This window comes from Paraburkholderia sp. GAS38 (assembly GCF_050434965.1).
Classification (GTDB): Bacteria; Pseudomonadota; Gammaproteobacteria; order Burkholderiales; family Burkholderiaceae; genus Paraburkholderia; species Paraburkholderia phenazinium_A.
Genome location: NZ_JBNDJO010000019.1, coordinates 163,783 through 190,334, shown reverse-complemented (window position 1 = coordinate 190,334; position 26,552 = coordinate 163,783). Strand labels below are relative to the sequence as shown.

General features: G+C 59.3%; 25 protein-coding genes and 4 tRNA genes. All 29 read left to right on the top strand.

The window, feature by feature from the left end:
- The first annotated feature begins 212 nt into the window (after positions 1-212).
- Positions 213-298, top strand: a tRNA-Tyr gene (locus P3T42_RS33530).
- 42 nt (positions 299-340) lie between these two features.
- Positions 341-414: transfer RNA gene (locus tag P3T42_RS33525), tRNA-Gly, on the top strand.
- 16 nt (positions 415-430) lie between these two features.
- Positions 431-505 (top strand) — tRNA-Thr (locus P3T42_RS33520).
- A gap of 62 nt (positions 506-567) precedes the next feature.
- Entirely contained in the window at positions 568-1,758 is a 1,191-nt protein-coding gene (gene tuf, locus P3T42_RS33515; protein ID WP_074262708.1) for an elongation factor Tu, read from the top strand.
- A 64-nt stretch (positions 1,759-1,822) separates the two neighbouring features.
- A tRNA-Trp gene (locus P3T42_RS33510) sits at positions 1,823-1,898 on the top strand.
- A gap of 35 nt (positions 1,899-1,933) precedes the next feature.
- Positions 1,934-2,314, top strand: coding sequence for a preprotein translocase subunit SecE (secE, locus tag P3T42_RS33505; RefSeq protein WP_074301410.1), 381 nt, complete (start codon positions 1,934-1,936; stop codon positions 2,312-2,314).
- Between the two features lies 1 nt (position 2,315).
- Positions 2,316-2,873, top strand: coding sequence for a transcription termination/antitermination protein NusG (gene nusG / locus P3T42_RS33500; RefSeq protein ID WP_007180147.1), 558 nt, complete (start codon positions 2,316-2,318; stop codon positions 2,871-2,873).
- Between the two features lie 163 nt (positions 2,874-3,036).
- Positions 3,037-3,468 (top strand): 50S ribosomal protein L11, encoded by a 432-nt coding sequence (gene rplK / locus P3T42_RS33495; protein ID WP_074262715.1) that lies wholly within the window; start codon positions 3,037-3,039, stop codon positions 3,466-3,468.
- The gene (gene rplA / locus P3T42_RS33490; RefSeq protein WP_074301411.1) at positions 3,469-4,167 is read left to right on the top strand and encodes a 50S ribosomal protein L1; all 699 of its coding nucleotides are present in this window, start codon (positions 3,469-3,471) and stop codon (positions 4,165-4,167) included.
- Positions 4,168-4,468: 301 nt separating this feature from the next.
- On the top strand, positions 4,469-4,972 hold the full coding sequence (rplJ, locus tag P3T42_RS33485; RefSeq protein WP_074301412.1) for a 50S ribosomal protein L10: 504 nt from the start codon (positions 4,469-4,471) through the stop codon (positions 4,970-4,972).
- Between the two features lie 63 nt (positions 4,973-5,035).
- Complete coding sequence (gene rplL / locus P3T42_RS33480) at positions 5,036-5,407, top strand: 50S ribosomal protein L7/L12 (RefSeq protein WP_035554731.1); 372 nt, start codon at positions 5,036-5,038, stop codon at positions 5,405-5,407.
- A 369-nt stretch (positions 5,408-5,776) separates the two neighbouring features.
- Positions 5,777-9,883: a DNA-directed RNA polymerase subunit beta gene (gene rpoB / locus P3T42_RS33475; protein WP_074301413.1), complete on the top strand. Its 4,107-nt coding sequence runs from the start codon at positions 5,777-5,779 to the stop codon at positions 9,881-9,883.
- Between the two features lie 21 nt (positions 9,884-9,904).
- Entirely contained in the window at positions 9,905-14,143 is a 4,239-nt protein-coding gene (rpoC, locus tag P3T42_RS33470; protein ID WP_074301414.1) for a DNA-directed RNA polymerase subunit beta', read from the top strand.
- 251 nt (positions 14,144-14,394) lie between these two features.
- Complete coding sequence (gene recQ / locus P3T42_RS33465; RefSeq protein ID WP_074301415.1) at positions 14,395-16,242, top strand: DNA helicase RecQ; 1,848 nt, start codon at positions 14,395-14,397, stop codon at positions 16,240-16,242.
- A gap of 219 nt (positions 16,243-16,461) precedes the next feature.
- Positions 16,462-16,842 (top strand): 30S ribosomal protein S12, encoded by a 381-nt coding sequence (gene rpsL / locus P3T42_RS33460; protein ID WP_035935550.1) that lies wholly within the window; start codon positions 16,462-16,464, stop codon positions 16,840-16,842.
- Between the two features lie 180 nt (positions 16,843-17,022).
- Positions 17,023-17,493 carry a 30S ribosomal protein S7 gene (gene rpsG / locus P3T42_RS33455; RefSeq protein ID WP_006053291.1) on the top strand — a complete coding sequence of 157 codons (471 nt, stop codon included), beginning with the start codon at positions 17,023-17,025 and terminating at the stop codon, positions 17,491-17,493.
- A gap of 133 nt (positions 17,494-17,626) precedes the next feature.
- Positions 17,627-19,729 carry an elongation factor G gene (gene fusA / locus P3T42_RS33450; RefSeq protein WP_074301416.1) on the top strand — a complete coding sequence of 701 codons (2,103 nt, stop codon included), beginning with the start codon at positions 17,627-17,629 and terminating at the stop codon, positions 19,727-19,729.
- 47 nt (positions 19,730-19,776) lie between these two features.
- Positions 19,777-20,967, top strand: a complete 1,191-nt coding sequence (gene tuf, locus P3T42_RS33445) for an elongation factor Tu (protein ID WP_074262708.1) — start codon at positions 19,777-19,779, stop codon at positions 20,965-20,967.
- Positions 20,968-21,104: 137 nt separating this feature from the next.
- The gene (gene rpsJ / locus P3T42_RS33440) at positions 21,105-21,416 is read left to right on the top strand and encodes a 30S ribosomal protein S10 (RefSeq protein WP_006998489.1); all 312 of its coding nucleotides are present in this window, start codon (positions 21,105-21,107) and stop codon (positions 21,414-21,416) included.
- A gap of 201 nt (positions 21,417-21,617) precedes the next feature.
- On the top strand, positions 21,618-22,277 hold the full coding sequence (gene rplC, locus P3T42_RS33435) for a 50S ribosomal protein L3 (protein WP_074301417.1): 660 nt from the start codon (positions 21,618-21,620) through the stop codon (positions 22,275-22,277).
- Positions 22,277-22,897: a 50S ribosomal protein L4 gene (rplD, locus tag P3T42_RS33430; protein ID WP_074262706.1), complete on the top strand. Its 621-nt coding sequence runs from the start codon at positions 22,277-22,279 to the stop codon at positions 22,895-22,897. Before rplC ends, rplD begins: the two co-directional genes overlap by 1 nt.
- Positions 22,894-23,208, top strand: coding sequence for a 50S ribosomal protein L23 (gene rplW / locus P3T42_RS33425; protein ID WP_074262705.1), 315 nt, complete (start codon positions 22,894-22,896; stop codon positions 23,206-23,208). The genes rplD and rplW overlap by 4 nt, the downstream gene beginning before the upstream one ends.
- Positions 23,209-23,210: 2 nt before the next feature.
- Complete coding sequence (gene rplB, locus P3T42_RS33420; protein ID WP_074301418.1) at positions 23,211-24,038, top strand: 50S ribosomal protein L2; 828 nt, start codon at positions 23,211-23,213, stop codon at positions 24,036-24,038.
- Between the two features lie 10 nt (positions 24,039-24,048).
- The gene (gene rpsS, locus P3T42_RS33415; RefSeq protein WP_004199273.1) at positions 24,049-24,324 is read left to right on the top strand and encodes a 30S ribosomal protein S19; all 276 of its coding nucleotides are present in this window, start codon (positions 24,049-24,051) and stop codon (positions 24,322-24,324) included.
- Between the two features lie 7 nt (positions 24,325-24,331).
- On the top strand, positions 24,332-24,664 hold the full coding sequence (rplV, locus tag P3T42_RS33410; RefSeq protein WP_007180133.1) for a 50S ribosomal protein L22: 333 nt from the start codon (positions 24,332-24,334) through the stop codon (positions 24,662-24,664).
- An 11-nt stretch (positions 24,665-24,675) separates the two neighbouring features.
- On the top strand, positions 24,676-25,482 hold the full coding sequence (gene rpsC / locus P3T42_RS33405) for a 30S ribosomal protein S3 (RefSeq protein WP_020070582.1): 807 nt from the start codon (positions 24,676-24,678) through the stop codon (positions 25,480-25,482).
- Positions 25,483-25,484: 2 nt separating this feature from the next.
- Entirely contained in the window at positions 25,485-25,901 is a 417-nt protein-coding gene (gene rplP / locus P3T42_RS33400) for a 50S ribosomal protein L16 (RefSeq protein ID WP_074262702.1), read from the top strand.
- Positions 25,902-25,911: 10 nt separating this feature from the next.
- Complete coding sequence (gene rpmC / locus P3T42_RS33395; RefSeq protein WP_007180130.1) at positions 25,912-26,106, top strand: 50S ribosomal protein L29; 195 nt, start codon at positions 25,912-25,914, stop codon at positions 26,104-26,106.
- Positions 26,103-26,375, top strand: a complete 273-nt coding sequence (rpsQ, locus tag P3T42_RS33390; protein WP_007180129.1) for a 30S ribosomal protein S17 — start codon at positions 26,103-26,105, stop codon at positions 26,373-26,375. Before rpmC ends, rpsQ begins: the two co-directional genes overlap by 4 nt.
- Positions 26,376-26,552: the final 177 nt, after the last annotated feature.

Sequence of the window (26,552 nt, the reverse complement as noted above, 5' to 3'; positions counted from 1 at the left end):
ACCGTGAAACGACTCCACGCCGATGATAGTGCGGATTACCCGTGTGAAAGTAGGTAATCGTCAGGCTCCCTAGCAGCAAGCACAAACCCCACCCCACAAAGGTGGGGTTTGTGCGTTTACGGAAACGCTTATAAGTGAGAGCTGTCGGGTTTGAGCGGTCAAGCAACGCTTGACATTGTAGTGCTCTTCCCCCATAATCATCAGTTCTCTGCGGAGGGGTGCCCGAGTGGCTAAAGGGGGCAGACTGTAAATCTGTTGGCTTACGCCTACGTTGGTTCGAATCCAACCTCCTCCACCAGAATGCATGCTGAAGTAGTAGTTGGGAATCGAAAAGATCCTTGCGGGTGTAGCTCAATGGTAGAGCAGAAGCCTTCCAAGCTTACGACGAGGGTTCGATTCCCTTCACCCGCTCCAGTAACGAAGATGTAGCGCCCATGTGGCTCAGTGGTAGAGCACTCCCTTGGTAAGGGAGAGGTCGGCAGTTCGATCCTGCCCATGGGCACCAGAAGTACTCGGTGATTGTTTGCGCGCGGCGCAACGTACGGATAATCCTCTTAGGAGTCGAAAATGGCCAAGGGTAAGTTTGAGCGGACCAAGCCGCACGTGAACGTCGGCACGATCGGTCACGTTGACCACGGCAAGACCACGCTGACGGCAGCGATCACGACGGTGCTGACCGCGAAGTTCGGCGGCGAAGCGAAGGCGTATGACCAGATCGACGCAGCGCCGGAAGAAAAGGCGCGCGGCATCACGATCAACACGGCGCACGTCGAGTACGAAACGGCTAACCGGCACTACGCGCACGTTGACTGCCCGGGCCACGCTGACTATGTGAAGAACATGATCACGGGCGCGGCACAGATGGACGGCGCAATTCTGGTGTGCTCGGCCGCTGACGGCCCGATGCCGCAAACGCGTGAGCACATTCTGCTGGCGCGTCAGGTTGGCGTTCCGTACATCATCGTGTTCCTGAACAAGTGCGACATGGTGGACGACGCTGAGCTGCTGGAGCTGGTCGAGATGGAAGTTCGCGAACTTCTGTCGAAGTACGACTTCCCGGGCGACGACACGCCGATCATCAAGGGTTCGGCCAAGCTGGCGCTGGAAGGCGACAAGGGCGAGCTGGGCGAAGTGGCGATCATGAACCTGGCCGACGCGCTGGACACGTACATCCCGACGCCGGAGCGCGCAGTTGACGGTGCGTTCCTGATGCCGGTGGAAGACGTGTTCTCGATCTCGGGTCGTGGCACAGTGGTGACGGGCCGGGTTGAGCGCGGTGTGGTGAAGGTCGGCGAAGAAATCGAAATCGTCGGTATCAAGCCGACGGTGAAGACGACCTGCACGGGCGTGGAAATGTTCCGCAAGCTGCTGGATCAAGGTCAGGCAGGCGACAACGTGGGTATCCTGCTGCGCGGCACGAAGCGTGAAGACGTGGAGCGTGGCCAGGTTCTGGCGAAGCCGGGTTCGATCAACCCGCACACGCACTTCACGGCGGAAGTGTACGTGCTGAGCAAGGACGAGGGCGGCCGTCACACGCCGTTCTTCAACAACTACCGTCCGCAGTTCTACTTCCGTACGACGGACGTGACGGGCTCGATCGAGCTGCCGAAGGACAAGGAAATGGTCATGCCGGGCGACAACGTGTCGATCACGGTGAAGCTGATCAACCCGATCGCGATGGAAGAAGGTCTGCGCTTCGCCATCCGTGAAGGTGGCCGTACCGTCGGCGCAGGTGTCGTTGCCAAGATCCTCGAGTAAGCCAGCCAGTACTCGTTGATTAGAAGTTTCGGGGTTGGCGGTGTCGTCAACCCCAAAATGGTTTAGGGGTATAGCTCAACTGGCAGAGCGTCGGTCTCCAAAACCGAAGGTTGGGGGTTCGATTCCCTCTGCCCCTGCCAACTCTCGCGCCGTATAGGGCGCTCGTTAAGGTGTTATGGCGAATCCTTCCGTCGAAACTGTAAATACCTCCGGCGACAAGCTGATGCTCGCTGCGGGTGTATTGTTGGTCTTGGCCGGGTTCGTGGGGTTCTTCTGGCTGGGTAGCCAGGAATGGTACGTCCGCGGAGCCGCCTTGGCTGTTGGCGTCATCGCGGGTGTTGCAGTCGGACTTCTCTCCGCGCCCGGTAAGGGTTTCATCGCATTCGCCAAGGACTCGTACAAAGAAGTCCGCAAGGTTGTCTGGCCGACTCGTAAAGAGGCGACGCAAACAACTCTCGTGGTGTTCGCTTTCGTGTTCATCATGGCGGTGTTTCTCTGGATTTGCGACAAATCCATTGAATGGGCGATTTTCTCGGCGATTCTGGGTTGGAAATGATATGAGCGATACTCCGGCATCCCCGAGTGGAAAACGTTGGTACGTGGTGCACGCCTACTCCGGCATGGAGAAGAGCGTGCAACGTGCGCTTCAGGAGCGCATCGAGCGTGCAGGCATGCAGGATCAGTTCGGCCAGATCCTGGTGCCGACTGAAGAAGTGGTAGAAGTCAAAGGCGGTCACAAGTCGGTGACCGAGCGTCGTTTCTTCCCGGGCTACGTGCTCGTCGAGATGGAAATGACCGATGAAACGTGGCACCTCGTGAAGAACACGGCAAAGGTGACAGGTTTCGTGGGCGGTGCGCGCAATCGTCCTAGCCCGATTTCCCCGCGGGAAGTCGAGAAGATCATGTCGCAGATGCAGGAAGGCGTTGAGAAGCCGCGCCCGAAGACCCTGTTCGAGGTCGGCGAGATGGTTCGCGTCAAGGACGGTCCGTTCACGGATTTCAACGGCAGCGTCGAGGAAGTGAACTACGAAAAGTCGCGCGTCCGTGTATCTGTCACCATTTTCGGCCGTGCAACACCGGTCGAGCTGGAATTCGGTCAGGTCGAAAAGTTGTAATCAGGATTCTGCGGAGCGCGCCTAACGGCGCGTTCCGTATTTCGCGCTTACGGTCCGCGTAATGGCCGTTGAGGAGCGTCAGTAGCCAGCTTTAGGCGAACGCGCGCTACTACTCACTGAACGTCCGCACGTAGTCGTGCAACGTTCCAACGAGGTTTTCAACATGGCAAAGAAAATCATCGGCTTTATCAAGCTGCAGATTCCTGCAGGTAAAGCCAACCCGTCGCCGCCGGTCGGTCCGGCACTGGGCCAGCGTGGCCTGAACATCATGGAGTTCTGCAAGGCGTTTAACGCGCAGACTCAAGCAATGGAACCGGGTCTGCCGATTCCGGTCGTGATCACCGCCTTCGCCGACAAGAGCTTCACGTTCGTTCTGAAGACGCCGCCGGCTACGGTTCTGATCAAGAAGGCAGCGAAGATCGACAAGGGTTCGGCAAAGCCGCACACCGACAAGGTCGGCAAGATCACGCGCGCTCAAGCTGAAGACATCGCTAAGGCCAAGATGCCCGATCTGACGGCAGCTGACCTGGATGCAGCGGTCCGTACGATCGCTGGTAGCGCCCGCTCGATGGGCATCACCGTGGAGGGCGTGTAAATGGCTAAGCTTTCGAAGCGTCTGCAAGCATTTGCAAACAAGGTTGATCGCCAGAAACTGTACGCGATCGACGAAGCGCTGTCGCTCGTGAAAGAGTGCGCAAGCGCGAAGTTCGACGAGTCGATCGACGTTGCTGTGCAACTCGGCATCGACGCGAAGAAGTCGGACCAAGTGGTTCGTGGCTCGGTCGTGCTGCCGGCTGGTACCGGTAAGTCGGTCCGCGTGGCTGTGTTTGCCCAAGGCGAAAAGGCTGAGCAGGCTCGTGCAGCCGGCGCCGAAATCGTCGGTATGGAAGACCTGGCTGAACAAGTCAAGGCCGGCAACCTGAACTTCGATATCGTGATCGCTTCGCCGGACACGATGCGCGTTGTCGGTACGCTCGGTCAGATCCTCGGCCCGCGTGGCCTGATGCCGAACCCGAAGGTCGGCACCGTCACGGCTGACGTCGCGACGGCTGTGAAGAACGCCAAGGCTGGTCAGGTGCAATTCCGTGTCGACAAGGCCGGTATCATCCACGCCACCATCGGCCGTGCTTCGTTCGAGCCGACGGCTCTGCGCAGCAACCTGGCTGCTCTCGTCGAAGCGCTGCAAAAGGCGAAGCCGGCAACGAGCAAGGGTGTGTACCTGCGTAAGGTCGCGCTGTCGAGCACGATGGGCGTTGGCGTTCGCGTCGACCAGGCATCGCTCGCAGCACAGTAAGAAATTCATCGCCTCGATGCGAATCGAGGCGGTTTTATGGGCTTTGGGCGGTCGCAAGATGGCAGTTTGCATGTTGCGGCCGGTTGTCAAAGACCGTTGGCGGGAAAGCAGCAGGTAGGCCGACCCTTAATGTAAAGCCAACGCAGATGGCGAACCCGAAAAGGTTTTGTAGTGATGAAGCCGTTGGTTGTCTGCAGCAATGTAGACGGTGAGCGGAAGAAATACTCCTGACTGGTCGGACGCCGTTATTGAACGCGGTACACAAAGCGCACGCTGCGTGTATCGAATCTGGAGGTTAACCGTGCCACTTAACAAAGAAAGCAAGCAGGCCGTCGTCGCTGAGGTTGCCGCGCAAGTCGCGAAAGCCCAGACCGTGGTTCTGGCTGAGTATCGTGGAATCGCGGTTGGCGATCTGACCAAGCTGCGCGCGAAAGCGCGTGAGCAACAGGTTTACCTTCGTGTGTTGAAGAACACGCTGGCGCGTCGCGCTGTCGAAGGTACCCCGTTTGCTCCGCTGGCAGAGCAGATGACTGGCCCCCTGATCTACGGCATCTCGGAAGATGCAATTGCTGCTGCTAAGGTCGTCAACGACTTCGGCAAGAGCAATGACAAGTTGGTCATCAAGGCTGGTTCCTACGAAGGCAAGGTGATGGACAAGGCCGGCGTGCAAGCGCTGGCAAACATCCCGAGCCGCGAAGAACTGCTCTCCAAGCTGTTGTACGTTATGCAAGCACCTGTTTCCGGCTTTGCGCGCGCTCTGGCCGCGCTGGCAGAAAAGAAACAGGGCGAAGAAACCGCTGCGTAACGCACTTCAGCCGAGCGTGATTGATCGCTGGCTGTATCCGAATTCAATTTAGGAGTATTTCAAATGGCAATCGCAAAAGAAGACATCCTCGAAGCGGTAAGCTCGATGTCGGTTCTGGAACTGAACGAGCTGGTTAAGGCGTTCGAAGAAAAGTTTGGCGTGTCGGCAGCTGCTGTTGCAGTGGCAGGCCCGGCTGGCGCAGCTGCGGCTGTTGCTGAAGAGCAAACCGAATTCACGGTCAACCTGACGGAAGTCGGCGCGAACAAGGTTTCGGTCATTAAGGCTGTTCGTGAACTGACGGGTCTCGGCCTGAAGGAAGCGAAGGATCTGGTTGACGGTGCACCGAAGCCTGTTAAGGAAGCGGTACCGAAGGCTGCAGCTGAAGAAGCCAAGAAGAAGCTGGAAGAAGCCGGCGCGAAAGCTGAAATCAAGTAAGTTTCGGCGCGCTGTGCGAAGGCTGGCGGTTTCCCACCGCCGGCCTTTTTGTGCTTTGTGGGCAGTACGTTTTTGCACGGTGGTTTCGGCAAAAGCGTAACCCTAGAGGCCAAAGAAAACCGCCTTTCGGCAACATTGACCGGCGTTTCTCTTTGTCTTCTGAAGCGACTGCAGAAGGCAAGTTTGGTCGGGTAGCGGGCAACATAGGCATCCGCTGCCGTCAGCCAGCGGTTGGTAGCGGCCAACCACCAAGCTTCTAGGCTCGTTCAAGCCATCGGACGGCCATCGGGTCTCAGTCGGTGAACACTCGGGTTGTCTCATCAAGGTATCCTGCCTCGACAACAATGCCCGCCGTGATTCGGAGATCGTATGCAATATTCCTTCACCGAGAAGAAGCGTATTCGCAAGAGTTTCGCGAAGCGCCCCATCGTTCACCAAGTACCTTTCCTGCTGGCTACCCAGCTTGAATCATTCAGCACGTTTCTGCAAGCCGACACGTCCTCGACGCAACGCAAGCCGGAAGGCCTGCAAGCGGCGTTTACGTCCGTTTTCCCCATTGTTTCTCACAACGGCTTCGCCCGTCTAGAGTTCGTCAGCTACATGCTGTCGCCGCCGGCATTCAACATCAAGGAATGTCAGCAGCGCGGTTTGACGTACTGCTCGGCACTGCGCGCGAAGGTGCGCCTCGTGCTGCTCGACAAGGAGTCGCCGAGCAAGCCGGTCGTCAAGGAAGTGAAGGAGCAGGAAGTGTACATGGGCGAAATTCCGCTCATGACGCCGACCGGTTCGTTCGTCATCAACGGTACGGAACGTGTGATCGTTTCGCAGCTGCACCGCTCGCCTGGCGTGTTCTTCGAACACGACAAGGGCAAGACGCATAGCTCGGGCAAGCTGCTGTTTTCGGCACGTATCATTCCTTACCGTGGTTCGTGGCTCGACTTCGAATTCGATCCGAAGGACGTGCTGTACTTCCGCGTCGACCGCCGCCGCAAGATGCCGGTCACGATCCTGCTGAAGGCCATCGGCCTCACGCCGGAACAGATCCTCGCAAACTTCTTCGTGTTCGACAATTTCACGCTGATGCCGGAAGGCGCGCAGATGGAATTCGTGCCGGAGCGTCTGCGTGGTGAAGTCGCGCGCTTCGACATCACGGACCGTGACGGTAACGTGATCGTCCAGAAGGACAAGCGGATCAACGCCAAGCACATTCGCGACCTCGAAAACGCGAAGACGAAGTTCATTTCGGTCCCCGAAGACTATCTGCTTGGCCGCGTGCTGGCGAAGAACGTCGTCGACGGCGATACCGGTGAAGTCATCGCCAACGCGAACGACGAAATCACCGAAACCGTCCTCGAAAAGCTGCGCGAAGCGAAGATCAAGGACATCCAGACGCTCTACACGAACGATCTGGATCAAGGTCCGTACATCTCGTCGACGCTGCGTATCGACGAAACCGCGGACAAGATGGCCGCTCGCATCGCCATCTACCGCATGATGCGTCCGGGCGAACCGCCGACCGAAGAAGCGGTCGAGGCGCTGTTCAACCGTCTGTTCTACAGTGAAGACGCGTACGACCTGTCCAAGGTGGGTCGTATGAAGTTCAACCGCCGTGTCGGCCGCGACGAAATCGTCGGCCCGATGACGCTGCAAGACGACGACATCCTCGCGACGATCAAGATTCTGGTCGAACTGCGTAACGGCAAGGGCGAAGTGGACGACATCGACCACTTGGGCAATCGCCGTGTGCGTTGTGTCGGCGAACTGGCGGAAAACCAGTTCCGCGCCGGTCTCGTGCGTGTGGAACGTGCGGTGAAGGAACGTCTGGGTCAGGCTGAAAGCGAAAACCTGATGCCGCACGACCTGATCAACTCGAAGCCGATCTCGTCGGCGATTCGCGAGTTCTTCGGTTCGTCGCAGCTGTCGCAGTTCATGGACCAGACCAACCCGCTGTCGGAAATCACCCACAAGCGCCGTGTTTCGGCTCTTGGCCCGGGCGGTCTGACGCGTGAGCGCGCTGGCTTTGAAGTCCGCGACGTGCACCCGACCCACTATGGCCGTGTGTGCCCGATTGAAACGCCGGAAGGTCCGAACATCGGCCTGATCAACTCGCTCGCACTGTACGCGCACCTGAACGAATACGGCTTCCTCGAAACGCCGTATCGCAAGGTCGTGGACAGCAAGGTGACGGATCAGATCGACTATCTGTCGGCGATCGAAGAAGGCCGTTACGTGATTGCTCAGGCGAACGCGGCGGTTGCTGCTGACGGCTCGCTGACCGACGAACTGGTGTCGTCGCGTGAAGCCGGTGAAACGCTGATGGTTACGCCGGACCGCATCCAGTACATGGACGTGGCGCCGTCGCAGATCGTTTCGGTGGCAGCTTCGCTGATTCCGTTCCTCGAGCACGACGACGCGAACCGCGCTTTGATGGGTTCGAACATGCAGCGTCAGGCTGTGCCGTGTCTGCGTCCTGAAAAGGCTGTGGTCGGTACGGGTATCGAACGCACGGTGGCAGTCGACTCGGGTACGACGGTTCAGGCATTCCGCGGTGGCGTGGTGGATTACGTCGACGCGGGCCGTATGGTGATCCGCGTGAACGACGATGAAGCCGCTGCTGGCGACGTCGGCGTGGACATCTACAACCTGATCAAGTACACGCGTTCGAACCAGAACACGAACATCAACCAGCGCCCGATCGTGAAGGTCGGCGACATCGTGTCGCGCGGCGACGTGCTGGCTGACGGCGCATCGACCGACCTCGGCGAACTGGCTCTCGGCCAGAACATGCTGGTCGCGTTCATGCCGTGGAACGGCTACAACTTCGAAGACTCGATCTTGATCTCGGAGAAGGTGGTTGCCGACGACCGTTACACGTCGATCCACATCGAAGAGCTGAACGTCGTTGCTCGCGATACGAAGCTCGGACCGGAAGAAATCACGCGCGACATTTCGAACCTGGCTGAAGTGCAACTCGGCCGTCTCGACGAGTCGGGCATCGTCTACATCGGCGCGGAAGTCGAAGCGGGCGACGTGCTGGTCGGTAAGGTGACGCCGAAGGGCGAAACCCAGCTGACGCCGGAAGAAAAGCTGCTGCGTGCGATTTTCGGTGAGAAGGCTTCGGACGTGAAGGATACGTCGCTGCGCGTGCCGTCCGGCATGAGCGGCACGGTCATCGACGTGCAAGTGTTTACGCGTGAAGGCATCCAGCGCGACAAGCGTGCTCAGCAGATCATCGACGATGAACTGAAGCGCTATCGCCTCGACCTGAACGACCAGTTGCGTATCGTGGAAGGCGACGCGTTCCAGCGTCTCGCCCGTATGCTCGTCGGCAAGGTCGCGAACGGCGGTCCGAAGAAGCTCGCGAAGGGTACGAAGATCGAACAGGCTTACCTGGAAGATCTCGACCACTACCACTGGTTCGACATCCGCCTCGCGGACGAAGAAGCAGCGGCACAGCTCGAAGCCATCAAGGACTCGATCGAACAGAAGCGTCACCAGTTCGACCTGGCGTTCGAAGAAAAGCGCAAGAAGCTTACCCAGGGCGACGAACTGCCGCCGGGCGTGCTGAAGATGGTCAAGGTGTATCTGGCAGTCAAGCGCCGCCTGCAGCCTGGCGACAAGATGGCTGGCCGTCACGGTAACAAGGGTGTGGTGTCGAAGATCGTTCCGATCGAAGACATGCCGTACATGGCCGATGGCCGTCCGGCTGACGTCGTGCTGAATCCGCTCGGCGTGCCGTCGCGGATGAACGTGGGTCAGGTTCTCGAAGTGCATCTGGGTTGGGCCGCGAAGGGTCTCGGCTGGCGTATCGGCGAAATGCTGCAGCGTCAGGCGAAGATCGCTGAACTGCGCGAATTCCTGATCAAGATCTACAACGAGTCGGGCCGCGCCGAAGAGCTGGACAGCTTCACGGACGACGAAATCGTCGAACTGGCGAAGAACCTGCGCGAAGGCGTTCCGTTTGCTACGCCGGTGTTTGACGGTGCAACGGAAGAAGAAATGTCGCGCGCGCTGGATCTGGCGTTCCCGGACGACATCGCGAAGCAGCTCGGCATGACGCCGTCGAAGAACCAGGTGCGTCTGTATGACGGCCGCACGGGTGAGATGTTCGAACGGACGGTGACGGTCGGCTACATGCACTACCTGAAACTGCACCACTTGGTCGACGACAAGATGCACGCGCGTTCCACGGGCCCGTACTCGCTCGTGACGCAGCAGCCGTTGGGCGGTAAGGCGCAGTTCGGTGGCCAGCGTTTCGGTGAAATGGAAGTGTGGGCGCTCGAAGCGTACGGCGCATCGTACGTGCTGCAGGAAATGCTGACGGTGAAGTCGGACGACGTGACTGGCCGGACCAAGGTCTATGAGAACCTGGTCAAGGGCGATCACGTGATCGACGCCGGCATGCCGGAATCCTTCAACGTGCTGGTGAAGGAAATCCGCTCGCTGGGCATCGACATCGACCTCGACCGCAACTAATCGGACTACGGAGAGAAAGCAATGAAAGCTCTGCTCGATCTATTCAAGCAAGTCCAACAAGAAGAAGTTTTTGACGCAATCAAGATCGGTCTGGCCTCGCCGGACAAGATCCGTTCGTGGTCGTTCGGTGAAGTGAAGAAGCCGGAAACCATCAACTACCGGACGTTCAAGCCGGAACGCGATGGCCTGTTCTGCGCGAAGATTTTCGGGCCGATCAAGGACTACGAATGCCTGTGCGGCAAGTACAAGCGCCTGAAGCACCGTGGCGTGATCTGCGAGAAGTGCGGCGTTGAAGTTACGCTGGCAAAGGTGCGTCGCGAACGGATGGGCCACATCGAACTGGCCTCGCCGGTTGCGCACATCTGGTTCCTGAAGTCGCTGCCGTCGCGTCTGGGCATGGTGCTCGACATGACGCTGCGCGACATCGAACGCGTGCTGTACTTCGAAGCCTACGTGGTGATCGATCCGGGCATGACGCCGCTGAAAGCGCGGCAGATCATGACGGAAGAGGATTACTACAACAAGGTCGAAGAGTACGGCGACGAATTCCGCGCTGAGATGGGCGCGGAAGGCGTGCGCGAACTGCTGCGCGCAATCAACATCGACGAACAGGTCGAGATGCTCCGCACCGAACTCAAGAACACGGGTTCGGAAGCGAAGATCAAGAAGTACGCAAAGCGCCTGAAGGTACTCGAGGCTTTCCAGCGTTCGGGCATCAAGCCTGACTGGATGGTGCTCGAAGTGCTGCCGGTGCTGCCGCCGGAACTGCGTCCGCTGGTGCCGCTGGACGGCGGTCGTTTCGCGACGTCGGACCTGAACGACCTGTATCGCCGCGTGATCAACCGTAACAACCGGTTGAAGCGTCTGCTCGAACTGAAGGCGCCTGAAATCATCGTCCGCAACGAAAAGCGGATGCTGCAGGAAGCCGTCGATTCGCTGCTCGATAACGGCCGTCGCGGTAAGGCCATGACCGGCGCGAACAAGCGTCCGCTGAAGTCGCTCGCTGACATGATCAAGGGTAAGGGCGGTCGTTTCCGTCAGAACTTGCTCGGTAAGCGTGTGGACTACTCGGGCCGTTCGGTGATCGTGGTCGGCCCGACGCTCAAGCTGCATCAGTGCGGTCTGCCGAAGCTGATGGCGCTCGAACTGTTCAAGCCGTTCATCTTCAACAAGCTCGAAGTGATGGGTGTCGCTACCACCATCAAGGCCGCGAAGAAGGAAGTCGAGAACCAGACGCCGGTGGTGTGGGACATCCTCGAAGAGGTGATCCGCGAACATCCGGTCATGCTGAACCGTGCGCCGACGCTGCACCGTCTTGGCATTCAGGCTTTCGAGCCGGTGCTGATCGAAGGTAAGGCAATCCAGTTGCACCCGCTCGTTTGCGCGGCGTTCAACGCCGACTTCGACGGTGACCAGATGGCCGTGCACGTGCCGCTGTCGCTCGAAGCGCAGATGGAAGCGCGTACGCTGATGCTGGCGTCGAACAACGTCCTGTTCCCGGCCAACGGCGATCCGTCGATCGTGCCGTCGCAGGATATCGTGCTCGGTCTGTACTACGCGACCCGCGAAGCTGTGAACGCCAAGGGCGAAGGCCTGACGTTCACGGGCGTCTCGGAAGCGCTGCGTGCGTACGAGAACAAGGAAGTCGAGCTGGCCTCGCGCGTCAACGTGCGGATCACGGAAATGGTCCACAACGAAGACAAGTCGGAAGGTGCACCGAAGTTCGTGCCGAAGATCACGCTGTATGCGACGACCGTCGGCCGTTCGATCCTCTCGGAAATTCTGCCGCCGGGCCTGCCGTTCTCGGTGCTGAACAAGCCGCTGAAGAAGAAGGAAATTTCGCGTCTGATCAACACCGCATTCCGCAAGTGCGGTCTGCGTGAAACGGTGATTTTCGCCGACCAGTTGATGCAGTCGGGTTTCCGTCTGGCAACGCGCGCGGGTATTTCGATCTGCGTGGACGACATGCTCGTGCCGCCGCAGAAAGAACAGATCGTCGGCGACGCCGCGAAGAAGGTGAAGGAATACGACCGTCAGTACATGTCGGGTCTCGTTACCTCGCAAGAGCGCTACAACAACGTGGTCGACATCTGGTCGGCAACGTCGGAAGCGGTCGGCAAGGCGATGATGGAACAGCTCTCGACGGAGCCGGTGGTCGATCGCGACGGCAACCAGACGCGTCAGGAGTCGTTCAACTCCATCTACATGATGGCCGACTCGGGTGCGCGTGGTTCCGCAGTTCAGATTCGTCAGCTGGCCGGTATGCGTGGCCTGATGGCGAAGCCGGACGGCTCGATCATCGAGACGCCGATTACGGCGAACTTCCGCGAAGGCCTGAACGTGTTGCAGTACTTCATCTCGACCCACGGTGCACGTAAGGGTCTGGCTGATACGGCACTGAAGACGGCAAACTCGGGTTACCTGACGCGTCGTCTCGTCGACGTGACGCAGGATCTGGTGGTGGTCGAGGACGATTGCGGTACGTCGAACGGCGTCGCCATGAAGGCGTTGGTCGAAGGCGGTGAAGTCGTCGAAGCCCTGCGTGACCGTATCCTGGGTCGCGTGGCGGTGGCTGACGTCGTCAATCCGGAATCGCAGGAAACGCTGTACGAAGCGGGCACGTTGCTCGACGAAGACGCGGTCGAAGAAATCGAACGTCTCGGCATCGACGAAGTGCGCGTGCGTACGCCGCTGACTTGCGAAACGCGTTACGGCCTGTGCGCAGCCTGCTACGGCCGCGACCTGGGCCGCGGCTCGTCGGTCAACGTCGGTGAGGCAGTGGGCGTGATCGCTGCTCAGTCGATCGGTGAACCGGGCACGCAGCTGACGATGCGTACGTTCCACATTGGTGGTGCGGCATCGCGTGCGGCAGTGGCCTCGTCGATCGAAGCCAAGTCGAACGGTACGGTGCGTTTCACGTCGACGATGCGTTACGTGACGAATGCGAAGGGCGAGCAGATCGTCATCTCGCGTTCGGGCGAAGCGATGATCACCGACGACCACGGCCGTGAGCGTGAACGTCACAAGGTGCCGTACGGTGCGACGCTGTTGCAACTGGACGGCGCGCAGATCAAGGCCGGCACGCAACTGGCCACGTGGGATCCGATGACGCGTCCGATCATCACCGAGTACGGTGGTACGGTGAAGTTCGAAAACGTCGAAGAAGGCGTGACGGTTGCCAAGCAGATCGACGATGTGACGGGTCTCTCGACGCTGGTCGTGATCGACGTGAAGCGCCGCGGTTCGCAAGCGTCGAAGACGGTGCGTCCGCAGGTCAAGCTGCTCGATGCGAACGGCGAAGAAGTCAAGATCCCGAACACCGAGCATTCGGTGCAGATTGGCTTCCAGGTCGGCGCTCTGATCACCGTGAAGGACGGTCAGCAAGTGCAGGTGGGTGAAGTGCTCGCACGTATCCCGACCGAATCGCAGAAGACGCGTGACATTACCGGCGGTCTGCCGCGTGTGGCGGAACTGTTCGAAGCACGTTCGCCGAAGGACGCAGGTATCCTGGCGGAAGTCACGGGTACGACGTCGTTCGGTAAGGACACGAAGGGCAAGCAGCGTCTCGTTATCACGGACCTCGAGGGCAACCAGCACGAGTTCCTGATCGCGAAGGAAAAGCAGGTTCTGGTGCACGATGGTCAGGTCGTCAACAAGGGCGAAATGATTGTCGACGGGCCGGCGGATCCGCACGACATCCTGCGTTTGCAGGGCGTCGAAGCGCTGTCGCGTTACATCGTGGACGAAGTGCAGGACGTGTACCGTCTGCAAGGCGTGAAGATCAACGACAAGCACATTGAAGTGATTGTTCGTCAGATGTTGCGCCGCGTGCAGATTACGGACAACGGCGATACGCGTTTCATCCCGGGCGAACAGGTCGAGCGGTCGGATATGCTCGACGAGAACGACCGTATGATCGCGGAAGACAAGCGTCCGGCAACCTACGAAAACGTCTTGCTCGGTATCACGAAGGCGTCGCTGTCGACCGATTCGTTCATCTCTGCGGCGTCGTTCCAGGAAACGACCCGCGTGCTGACCGAAGCGGCGATTATGGGCAAGCGCGACGATCTGCGCGGTCTGAAGGAAAACGTGATCGTCGGCCGTCTGATTCCGGCCGGTACGGGTCTCGCGTTCCACAAGGCACGCAAGAGCAAGGAACTGTCCGACCGCGAGCGTTTCGATCAGATCGCAGCGGAAGAGGCATTCGACTTCGGCACACCGGAAACCCCGGCAGCCGAGCAGCAGCACTCAGGCGAGTAAGTCCCCGCGGCGCAAGCCGCTCGGGCTCACCAGCTAGCGAAGCCGCTCAGTTTCGACTGAGCGGCTTTTTTTTGTCGACAGGAGTGAGTGCTTTAGCACTGACTCCTGTCCCATGCACGGCGGTCGTGTTTGTCGCGCTTTCTTTCGCCGATTTATAGGCCGATTGGCTAACGTTGCGGGAAAGCGCGGGTGCAGCGCGAATGCGTTGGTAAAATTCGTGTCACCGGCATCACGCTGCTTCTCTCAAATTCATGTCCCGTCCGCTCGAAATCCTCAACGAAGTATTTGGCTATCCCGCGTTCCGAGGGCAGCAAGGCGAAATTGTCGAGCACGTCGCCGGCGGCGGAGATTGTCTCGTGCTGATGCCAACGGGCGGTGGGAAATCGCTCTGTTACCAGATTCCGTCGCTCGTGCGCCGGGAGGCGGGACTCGGCGCCGGCATCGTCGTGTCGCCTTTGATCGCGCTGATGCAGGATCAGGTCGCGGCGCTCAAGGAAGTCGGCGTGCGGGCGGCGTATCTGAATTCGACGCTGTCCGGCCCTGAAGCCGCCGCAACCGAGCGTGCGTTGCGCGAGGGCGAGATCGATCTTCTCTATGTCGCGCCGGAGCGGTTGATGACGTCGCGCTTCCAGGAGCTGCTGGAGCGTACGCGCATCGGCCTCTTCGCCATTGATGAAGCGCATTGCGTATCGCAATGGGGACACGATTTCCGGCCCGAATATATTCAGCTGTCGGTGCTGCACGAGCGTTTTCCGAATGTGCCGCGCATCGCGCTCACCGCGACTGCCGACGCGATCACGCGGGACGAGATCATCCACCGCCTGGCGCTGGACGATGCGCGAGTCTTTGTCTCCAGCTTCGATCGGCCGAACATCCGCTATCGCATCGTCGAAAAGGACAATGCGCGCACGCAACTGCTCGACTTCATTCGCGCAGAACACTCGAAGCCTGACGGCACGACCGATGCCGGTGTGGTCTATTGCCTGTCGCGCCGGAAGGTGGAAGAAACCGCGGAGTGGCTCAAAGAAAAGGGCATGCGGGCACTCCCTTACCACGCGGGCATGGAGTTCGAGATTCGCCAGAAGCATCAGGAGATGTTCCAGCGCGAGGAGGGCATCGTGATGTGCGCGACGATCGCCTTTGGCATGGGTATCGACAAGCCGGACGTGCGCTTTGTCGCCCACCTCGATTTGCCGAAGAGCGTGGAAGGGTACTACCAGGAAACCGGCCGCGCAGGCCGCGACGGTATGCCGGCCAACGCATGGATGGCCTATGGCCTTGGCGACGTGGTGCAACAGCGCAAGATGATCGACGAGTCCGACGCGGACGATGCCCACAAGCGCGTACAGACCGGCAAGCTCGACGCGCTGCTTGGCCTGTGCGAAGCCGCGACGTGTCGCCGCGTGCGCCTGCTCAACTATTTCGGCGAAACGAGCAAACCCTGCGGCAATTGCGATACGTGCCTCGAGCCGCCCGACACGTGGGATGCCACGCGTGAGGCGCAAATGGCGCTGTCCTGCGTGTTTCGCGCGCAGCGGGCGAGCGGATTTCACTTTGGCGCAGGGCATCTGATCGACATCCTGCGCGGCAACCGCAGCGAGAAGATCCTGCAACGCGGCCACGAGAAGCTGACCACCTTCGGCATTGGCGCCGCGCTCGGCGAGCCCGAGTGGCGTGCCATCTTCCGTCAGCTCGTGGCGTTCGGTTATCTGACGGTCGACCATGAGGGCTACGGATCGCTGGTGCTCACCGAGGCGAGCAAGGCGGTGCTCAAAAGCGAACAGAACGTCACCATGCGCCGCTACGTGAAGCCCACGCGCACGCGCCAGTCGTCCGGGCGCACCAGCGAGCGCGCCGATCCAACCATCGGCATGGGGCCGCGCGAACGGGCCCGTTGGGACCGCTTGCGCGCCTGGCGCACGGAGACGGCGAAGACCGATGGCGTGCCGGCTTATGTCATCTTCCACGACGCCACGCTGGCGGAAATCGCCCGCAACGGCCCCGGTTCGATCGAAGATCTGCGCGGCATCCCGGGTATGGGTGCGCGCAAACTGGATCGCTTCGGCTGGGAATTGCTGGAAGTGGTGAGTGCCGACTAGGTGCTTGCAGGTCCCGGAAGCGTCAAATCCTTGCAACCTGTTGACTCGCTTAGCATTTTCGGAATATTATGCTAGGTTCCGGTTCTTGGGATGCCGTTGAGCGGGGCAAGCGCAAGTGAGCTCGCGCGCTGGCAATCCGCACCGGAAGTTCGATTCGCAATCGTTTCTGCTTTGCCCGGAAAGATTTGCGTCGATTTTGTTCAATTTCAGGAATAAACAATGCCAACCATCAATCAACTGGTTCGCAAAGGCCGCGCTTCGGAAACAGTGAAGAGCAAGAGCCCGGCTTTGCAGGACTGCCCCCAGCGTCGCGGCGTGTGCACCCGTGTGTACACCACGACGCCGAAGAAGCCGAATTCGGCACTTCGTAAGGTCGCCAAGGTGCGCCTGACGAACGGCTTCGAAGTCATTTCGTACATCGGTGGTGAAGGCCACAACCTGCAGGAACACTCGGTCGTGCTGATTCGCGGCGGTCGTGTGAAGGACTTGCCGGGTGTGCGTTACCACATGGTTCGCGGCTCGCTGGATACCCAGGGCGTCAAGGATCGTAAGCAAGCTCGCTCGAAGTACGGTGCGAAGCGTGCAAAAGCTGGCAAGTAATTAGCCGGTCGAGCAGTTTAGGTCGCCTGCAAAGGCGGTATTAGCGGTGGTGCCGGAATCGCCGGTGCTGTCGAGTAAGTGGTCACCCGACCAGGCTGGTAAGTCGTTAGAGATGAATCGGGTTAGTTGGTGGCCGCGGAGCTAAAAAATAGCTCCAACTGAAAAGTCAAAGGAAGAAACATGCCGCGTCGTCGCGAAGTCCCCAAGCGGGAAGTGTTGCCGGATCCGAAGTTCGGTAACGTAGATGTAGCCAAGTTCATGAACGTGCTGATGCTCTCCGGCAAGAAGTCGGTTGCCGAGCGTATCGTGTACGGCGCTTTTGAACAGATCCAGACCAAGGGTGGCAAGGACCCGCTGGAAGTGTTCACGGTAGCGCTCAACAACGTGAAGCCGGTGGTCGAAGTGAAGAGCCGTCGCGTTGGTGGTGCGAACTATCAGGTTCCGGTCGAAGTGCGTCCGTCGCGTCGTATGGCATTGGCGATGCGTTGGTTGCGCGAAGCTGCGAAAAAGCGCAGCGAGAAGTCGATGGCCCTGCGTCTGGCAGGTGAACTCTCCGAAGCGGCCGAAGGCCGTGGCGGCGCGATGAAGAAGCGCGACGAAGTTCACCGGATGGCAGAAGCCAACAAGGCGTTCTCGCACTTCCGTTTCTAAGCTTCCCGACCCCGGGTTAGCCGAAGAAATCGGGAAGAAATTCCGGGCGGGTGCGCTTATAAAGCGCCTCGCCCGTTTGTGTTACAGCGCGATGGGTACTTCTCGCATCGCGTTATCCCCATAGAGGATCAAAGTGGCTCGCAAGACACCTATCGAGCGCTACCGCAACATCGGTATTAGCGCTCACATCGACGCCGGCAAAACGACGACGACCGAGCGCATTCTGTTCTACACCGGCGTGAACCATAAGATTGGTGAAGTTCACGACGGCGCTGCCACCATGGACTGGATGGAGCAGGAACAGGAACGCGGTATTACTATCACGTCCGCTGCTACCACGGCCTTCTGGAAAGGCATGGCCGGCGACCGCGCTGAGCACCGCATCAACATCATCGACACCCCGGGCCACGTTGACTTCACGATTGAAGTCGAGCGCTCGATGCGCGTGCTCGACGGTGCGTGCATGGTTTACTGCGCAGTGGGCGGCGTGCAGCCGCAGTCGGAAACCGTGTGGCGCCAGGCTAACAAGTACAAGGTTCCCCGTCTCGCGTTCATCAACAAGATGGACCGTACCGGCGCGAACTTCTTCAAGGTCTACGACCAGCTCAAGCTGCGTCTGAAGGCCAACCCGGTTCCGGTCGTAGTGCCTATCGGCGCTGAAGAAACGTTCACGGGTGTGGTCGATCTGCTGAAGATGAAGGCGATCATTTGGGACGACGCGTCCCAGGGCACCAAGTTCTCGTACGAAGAAATCCCCGCAGAACTCGTCGATTCGTGCAACGAATGGCGCGAAAAGATGGTCGAAGCTGCGGCTGAGTCGAACGAAGAGCTGATGAACAAGTACCTCGAAGAGGGCGAGCTCACGGAAGAGGAAATCGTCAAGGGTCTGCGCGACCGTACGATCGCTTGCGAAATCCAGCCGATGCTCTGCGGTACCGCGTTCAAGAACAAGGGCGTGCAACGGATGCTGGACGCCGTGCTCGACTTCCTGCCGTCGCCGATCGACATCCCGCCGGTTACCGGTGAGCTGGAAAACGGTGAAAAGGGTGAGCGCCGCGCTGCCGACGACGAAAAGTTCTCGGCACTGGCATTCAAGATCATGACCGACCCGTTCGTCGGCCAGCTGATCTTCTTCCGCGTGTACTCGGGTGTGGTGAATTCCGGCGACACGGTGCTGAACGCGACGAAGGACAAGAAGGAACGTCTGGGTCGTATTCTGCAGATGCACGCAAACCAGCGCGAAGAAATCAAGGAAGTGCGCGCGGGCGACATCGCTGCGGCAGTCGGCCTGAAAGACGCAACGACCGGCGATACGCTGTGCGATCCGCAAAGCCCGATCGTGCTCGAACGCATGATTTTCCCGGAGCCGGTGATTTCGCAGGCTGTTGAGCCGAAGACGAAGCCCGACCAGGAAAAGATGGGTCTGGCGCTGAACCGTCTGGCTCAGGAAGATCCGTCGTTCCGCGTGCAAACGGACGAAGAGTCGGGTCAAACCATCATTTCGGGCATGGGCGAGCTCCACCTCGAAATTCTGGTCGACCGGATGAAGCGTGAATTCGGCGTCGAAGCAACGGTTGGCAAGCCGCAGGTTGCCTACCGCGAAACGATCCGCGGCAAGGCGGAAGACGTCGACGGCAAGTTCGTCAAGCAGTCGGGTGGTCGCGGCCAGTATGGTCACGCGGTCATCACGCTCGAGCCGAACGAGCAAGGCAAGGGCTACGAGTTCCTGGACGAGATCAAGGGCGGTGTGATTCCGCGTGAATACATCCCGGCAGTCGACAAGGGTATCCAGGAAACGCTGAAGGCTGGCGTGCTGGCAGGCTTCCCGGTCGTTGACGTGAAGGTTCACCTGACGTTCGGTTCGTACCACGATGTTGACTCGAACGAAAACGCGTTCCGCATGGCCGGTTCGATGGCGTTCAAGGAAGCAATGCGCAAGGCAAGCCCGGTCATCCTCGAACCGATGATGGCTGTGGAAGTCGAAACGCCGGAAGACTACATGGGCAACGTGATGGGCGATCTGTCGGGCCGTCGCGGTATTGTTCAGGGCATGGAAGACATGATTGGCGGCGGCAAGATCGTTCGCGCCGAAGTGCCGCTGTCGGAAATGTTCGGCTATTCGACGTCGCTGCGTTCGCTGAGCCAAGGTCGTGCAACGTACACGATGGAGTTCAAGCATTACTCGGAAGCACCGCGCAACGTGTCGGAAGCGATCATCAACGCGAAGTCGAAGTAAGCGCGCGGCAAGTCATTCAACGATTAACTTTTTGAAAGAAGAGAAACATGGCTAAAGGTAAATTCGAACGGACCAAGCCGCACGTGAACGTCGGCACGATCGGTCACGTTGACCACGGCAAGACCACGCTGACGGCAGCGATCACGACGGTGCTGACCGCGAAGTTCGGCGGCGAAGCGAAGGCGTATGACCAGATCGACGCAGCGCCGGAAGAAAAGGCGCGCGGCATCACGATCAACACGGCGCACGTCGAGTACGAAACGGCTAACCGGCACTACGCGCACGTTGACTGCCCGGGCCACGCTGACTATGTGAAGAACATGATCACGGGCGCGGCACAGATGGACGGCGCAATCCTGGTGTGCTCGGCCGCTGACGGCCCGATGCCGCAAACGCGTGAGCACATTCTGCTGGCGCGTCAGGTTGGCGTTCCGTACATCATCGTGTTCCTGAACAAGTGCGACATGGTGGACGACGCTGAGCTGCTGGAGCTGGTCGAGATGGAAGTTCGCGAACTTCTGTCGAAGTACGACTTCCCGGGCGACGACACGCCGATCATCAAGGGTTCGGCCAAGCTGGCGCTGGAAGGCGACAAGGGCGAGCTGGGCGAAGTGGCGATCATGAACCTGGCCGACGCGCTGGACACGTACATCCCGACGCCGGAGCGCGCAGTTGACGGTGCGTTCCTGATGCCGGTGGAAGACGTGTTCTCGATCTCGGGTCGTGGCACGGTGGTGACGGGCCGGGTTGAGCGCGGTGTGGTGAAGGTCGGTGAAGAAATCGAAATCGTCGGTATCAAGCCGACGGTGAAGACGACCTGCACGGGCGTGGAAATGTTCCGCAAGCTGCTGGATCAAGGTCAGGCAGGCGACAACGTGGGTATCCTGTTGCGCGGCACGAAGCGTGAAGACGTGGAGCGTGGCCAGGTTCTGGCGAAGCCGGGTTCGATCAACCCGCACACGCACTTCACGGCAGAAGTGTACGTGCTGAGCAAGGACGAGGGCGGCCGTCACACGCCGTTCTTCAACAACTACCGTCCGCAGTTCTACTTCCGTACGACGGACGTGACGGGCTCGATCGAGCTGCCGAAGGACAAGGAAATGGTCATGCCGGGCGACAACGTGTCGATCACGGTGAAGCTGATCAACCCGATCGCGATGGAAGAAGGTCTGCGCTTCGCCATCCGTGAAGGTGGCCGTACCGTCGGCGCAGGTGTCGTTGCCAAGATCCTCGAGTAAAATCGAGGGCTCGCGGTTGCAGTAATTTGCAGTAAATGGTGCCCGGGGTCGGGCACCCGCCCTCAGCGGGCGTCCGGCCCTACGTTCTTTTTATATTTGGCGGTGCAACATCGCCTCGCTCTTTCCAAGGAATTGTCATGCAGAACCAGAAAATCCGCATTCGCCTGAAGGCTTTCGACTATCGCCTGATCGATCAATCGGCAGCTGAGATCGTCGATACGGCAAAGCGGACTGGCGCAATCGTTCGTGGTCCGGTGCCCCTGCCGACCCGCATTCAACGTTTCGACATCCTGCGCTCGCCGCACGTCAACAAGACGTCGCGCGACCAGCTCGAAATCCGTACCCACCAACGCCTGATGGACATCGTTGACCCGACGGACAAGACCGTCGACGCACTGATGAAGCTCGATCTGCCGGCTGGCGTGGACGTGGAAATCAAGCTGCAATAAGGCTCTCAGGCGGTGTCGGGTCCGCCGGACATCGCTAAGTCATTGATTGCTTGCGGAAAACGAAAAGCCTCGCTATAATGCAAGGCTTTTCGCGCATTTGCGCAAAAAAGTCGGTGTGCTGCAGCATGAATTCATGCCCGAAACGGCACCGGCATTTTGTAAATTAGCCCCGACCAATCGCAGTCGGGAATGGAGAAAACGATGAGCCTTGGACTCGTAGGTCGCAAGGTTGGCATGACCCGTATCTTCACGGCTGAAGGGGATTCGATTCCCGTTACCGTGCTGGACGTGTCCGACAACCGCGTGACGCAGATCAAGACTGTTGAAACCGACGGCTACACCGCCGTGCAGGTTGCATTCGGTACGCGCCGTGCATCGCGTGTGACGAAGCCGTTGGCCGGTCATCTCGCCAAAGCCGGTGTTCAAGCCGGTGAAATCCTCAAAGAATTCCAGATCGATGCCGCTAAGGCTGCCGAGTTGTCGAACGGCACCGTGGTTGGTCCCGAACTGTTCGAAGTAGGCCAGAAGGTCGACGTGCAGGGCGTGTCGATCGGTAAGGGCTACGCCGGTACCATCAAGCGTTACAACTTCGCATCCGGCCGTGCATCGCACGGTAACTCGCGCTCGCACAACGTGCCGGGTTCGATCGGTATGGCGCAGGATCCGGGTCGTGTTTTCCCGGGTAAGCGCATGACCGGTCACATGGGTGACGATACGGTAACCGTGCAAAACCTCGAAATCGCTCGTATCGACGCCGACCGCAAGCTGTTGCTGGTCAAGGGTGCCGTGCCGGGTGCTAAGGGCGGCAAGGTTTTCGTGACGCCGGCCGTGAAGACGCGCGCCGTGAAAGGAGCGAAATAATGGAACTTAAGCTCCTGAATGCCAATGGTCAGGAAGGCGCAGCTGTTAGCGCGTCGGACGTCGTGTTCGGCCGTGATTACAACGAAGCCCTGATTCACCAGGTTGTGGTGGCCTACCAGGCTAACGCACGCAGCGGTAACCGCGCGCAGAAGGACCGTGAGCAAGTCAAGCACACGACCAAGAAGCCGTGGCGTCAAAAGGGCACGGGTCGCGCCCGTGCCGGTATGTCGTCGAGCCCGTTGTGGCGCGGCGGTGGCCGTATCTTCCCGAATTCGCCGGAAGAAAACTTTTCGCACAAGGTTAACAAGAAGATGCATCGCGCAGGTCTCTGCTCGATCTTCTCGCAGCTGGCTCGCGAAGGCCGCATCTCGGTGGTTGACGAGCTGACGCTCGAAGCGCCGAAGACGAAGCTGCTGGCCGAAAAATTCAAGGCGATGGGTCTCGAATCCGTGCTGGTGATTACCGACACGGTTGACGAAAACCTGTACCTCGCGTCGCGCAACCTCGCCCATGTGGCAGTTGTCGAGCCGCGTTACGCCGACCCGCTGTCGCTGATCTACTTCAAGAAGATCCTGATCACGAAGGCTGCGGTCGCCCAGATCGAGGAGTTGCTGTCATGAGCGAGATTCGCAAGAACGATCATCGTTTGATGCAGGTCCTGCTCGCGCCGGTGATCTCCGAAAAGGCGACGCTGGTGGCCGACAAGAACGAGCAAGTCGTGTTCGAAGTCGCGCCGGATGCCACGAAGCAGGAAGTGAAGGCCGCTGTTGAGCTGATGTTCAAGGTGGAAGTCGATTCTGTCAACGTGCTGGTCTCGAAGGGCAAAGCCAAGCGCTTTGGCCGCTTCATGGGCAAGCGCAAGGACGTGAAGAAGGCCTACGTCTGCCTGAAGCCGGGTCAGGAAATCAACTTTGAAGCGGAGGCCAAGTAATCATGGCAATCGTTAAAGTTAAGCCGACTTCGCCGGGTCGCCGCGCGATGGTCAAGGTGGTCAACAAGGATCTGCATAAGGGCAAGCCGTACGCACCGCTGCTCGACTCGCAATCCTCGACCGCCGGCCGTAACAACAACGGCCACATCACCACGCGCCATAAGGGCGGTGGTCATAAGCATCACTACCGTGTCGTCGATTTCCGTCGCAACAAGGACGGCATTCCGGCAAAGGTCGAACGTCTTGAGTACGATCCGAACCGCAGCGCGAACATCGCGCTGGTTCTGTACGCAGACGGCGAGCGCAAGTACATCATCGCTCCGAAGGGTGTGACGGTTGGCCAGCAACTGATGTCGGGTTCGGAAGCTCCGATCCGCGCAGGCAACACGCTGCCGATTCGCAACATTCCGGTCGGTACGACGATTCACTGTATCGAAATGCTACCGGGCAAGGGCGCGCAAATGGCGCGTTCGGCTGGTACGTCGGCGATGCTGCTGGCTCGTGAAGGTACCTACGCACAGGTCCGCCTGCGCTCGGGTGAAATCCGCCGCGTTCACGTTGAATGCCGCGCGACGATTGGTGAAGTTGGCAACGAAGAGCATAGCCTCCGTCAAATCGGCAAGGCTGGCGCAAACCGCTGGCGCGGTATCCGCCCGACGGTGCGCGGCGTTGCAATGAACCCGGTCGATCACCCGCACGGCGGTGGTGAAGGCAAGACGGCTGCAGGTCGCGACCCGGTGAGCCCGTGGGGCACGCCTACGAAGGGTTATCGTACCCGCAGCAACAAGCGCACGACGAGCATGATCGTCCAGCGCCGTCACAAGCGTTAAGGAGTAGGCAATGGCACGTTCTGTAAAAAAAGGTCCGTTCTGCGACGCCCATTTGCTGAAGAAAGTTGAGGCGGCTGCAGCTTCGCGTGATAAGAAGCCGATCAAAACCTGGTCGCGTCGTTCGACGATTCTGCCGGATTTCATCGGTCTGACGATTGCCGTGCACAACGGCCGTCAACACGTTCCGGTGTACATCTCGGAAAACATGGTCGGCCACAAGCTTGGCGAGTTCGCATTGACCCGGACGTTCAAGGGTCACGCGGCCGACAAGAAGGCTAAGAAATAAGGGGCTCATGATGGAAGTGAAAGCAATTCATCGCGGTGCCCGCATCTCGGCGCAGAAAACGCGCCTTGTGGCTGACCAGATCCGCGGTTTGCCGGTCGACAAGGCGCTGAACGTTCTGACGTTCTCGCCGAAGAAGGCTGCGGGAATCGTGAAAAAGGTCGTGCTGTCGGCGATCGCGAATGCGGAGCACAACGAAGGCGCCGATATCGATGAGCTCAAGATCACGAGCATCTACATCGACAAGGCTGCCTCTCTCAAGCGTTTCACCGCGCGCGCTAAAGGCCGCGGTAACCGCATCGAGAAGCAATCCTGTCACATCACTGTGACGGTCGGTAACTAAGGGGTCATACGATGGGACAGAAAATTCATCCGACTGGCTTCCGTTTGGCCGTCAGCCGCAATTGGGCGTCGCGTTGGTACGCGAACAACAACAATTTCGCGGCGATGTTGCAGGAAGACATCGGTGTTCGTGAATACCTGAAGAAGAAGCTGAAGAACGCTTCGGTTGGTCGCGTCGTTATCGAGCGTCCGGCGAAAAACGCGCGCATCACGATTTATAGCTCGCGTCCGGGTGTGGTCATCGGTAAGAAGGGCGAGGATATCGAGCTGCTGAAGTCGGAACTGCAACGCCGCATGGGCGTTCCGGTCCACGTCAACATCGAAGAAATCCGCAAGCCGGAAACCGATGCGCAACTGATCGCCGATTCGATCACGCAACAGCTCGAGCGCCGGATTATGTTCCGCCGCGCGATGAAGCGTGCAATGCAAAACGCCATGCGTCTGGGTGCCCAGGGCATCAAGATCATGAGCGCTGGCCGTCTGAACGGCATCGAAATCGCCCGTACGGAATGGTATCGCGAAGGTCGCGTGCCCCTTCATACGCTGCGCGCTGACATCGACTACGCAACTTCGGAAGCGAAGACGACGTACGGCATCATCGGCGTGAAGGTGTGGGTCTACAAGGGCGATACGCTCGGCCGCAACGACGCACCGGTGGTGGAAGAAGTCGCCGAAGAAAAGCGTCCGCGCCGTAACGCACGTCCGGGTGGCGATCGCCGTCCGCGTCGCGATGGTGAAGGTGGTGGTCCGGCAGGTGCACGCCGTGGCGCCCCCCGTCGTGCTGGCGGTGCCGGCGGTGACGGGAAGACTGGAGAATAACGATGCTGCAACCGAAACGCAGAAAGTATCGCAAAGAGCAGAAGGGTCGTAACACCGGTATCGCTACCCGCGGCAACGCGGTGTCGTTCGGTGAATACGGTCTGAAGGCTATCGGTCGTGGTCGTTTGACCGCGCGCCAGATTGAAGCGGCGCGTCGTGCAATGACCCGTCACATCAAGCGTGGTGGCCGTATCTGGATCCGCATCTTCCCGGACAAGCCGATCTCGCACAAGCCGGCTGAAGTACGTATGGGTAACGGTAAAGGTAACCCTGAGTACTACGTCGCAGAGATTCAACCGGGCAAGATGCTGTACGAAATGGACGGCGTAACCGAAGAACTGGCACGCGAAGCGTTCCGTCTGGCTGCAGCGAAGCTGCCGCTCAAGACGACCGTTATCGTTCGCCAGCTCGGCGCCTAAGGAGCAAATGATGAAGGCTTCCGAACTTCACCAGAAAGATCAGGCCGCGCTCAACAAGGAGCTGTCGGACCTGTTGAAGGCGCAATTCGGCCTGCGCATGCAACTCGCGACCCAGCAGCTCACCAATACGAGCCAGCTGAAGAAGGTTCGTCGCGACATCGCACGTGTGCGGACCGTCCTGACTGAGAAGGCGAACCAGAAATGAACGATAGCGTAAAAACCTCGCTCAAGCGGACGCTGGTCGGCAAGGTCGTCAGCAACAAGATGGACAAGACGGTCACCGTGCTGGTTGAGCACCGCGTGAAGCACCCGATCTACGGCAAGTACGTTGTGCGTTCGAAGAAGTACCACGCGCACGACGATGCGAACACCTACAACGAGGGCGACCTCGTTGAAATCCAGGAAACGCGTCCGATTTCTAAGACGAAAGCTTGGGTTGTGGCTCGCCTGGTTGAGGCTGCTCGCGTCATCTGACGCCGCAAGTTGTAGAAGTAGTTGAAATCGCAGTAAGTTTCGCTTGCAAGACCGAGATTATTTGTTATAATCTCGGTCTTCCCTCTTTGTGGGAGCCCCGTCGCGGGCGAAGTTGGTGGGGGAAGCGGTTCAGGCGCCAGTCTGTTCCGAAGGATTCACCGGATTGCGATGGCGGGT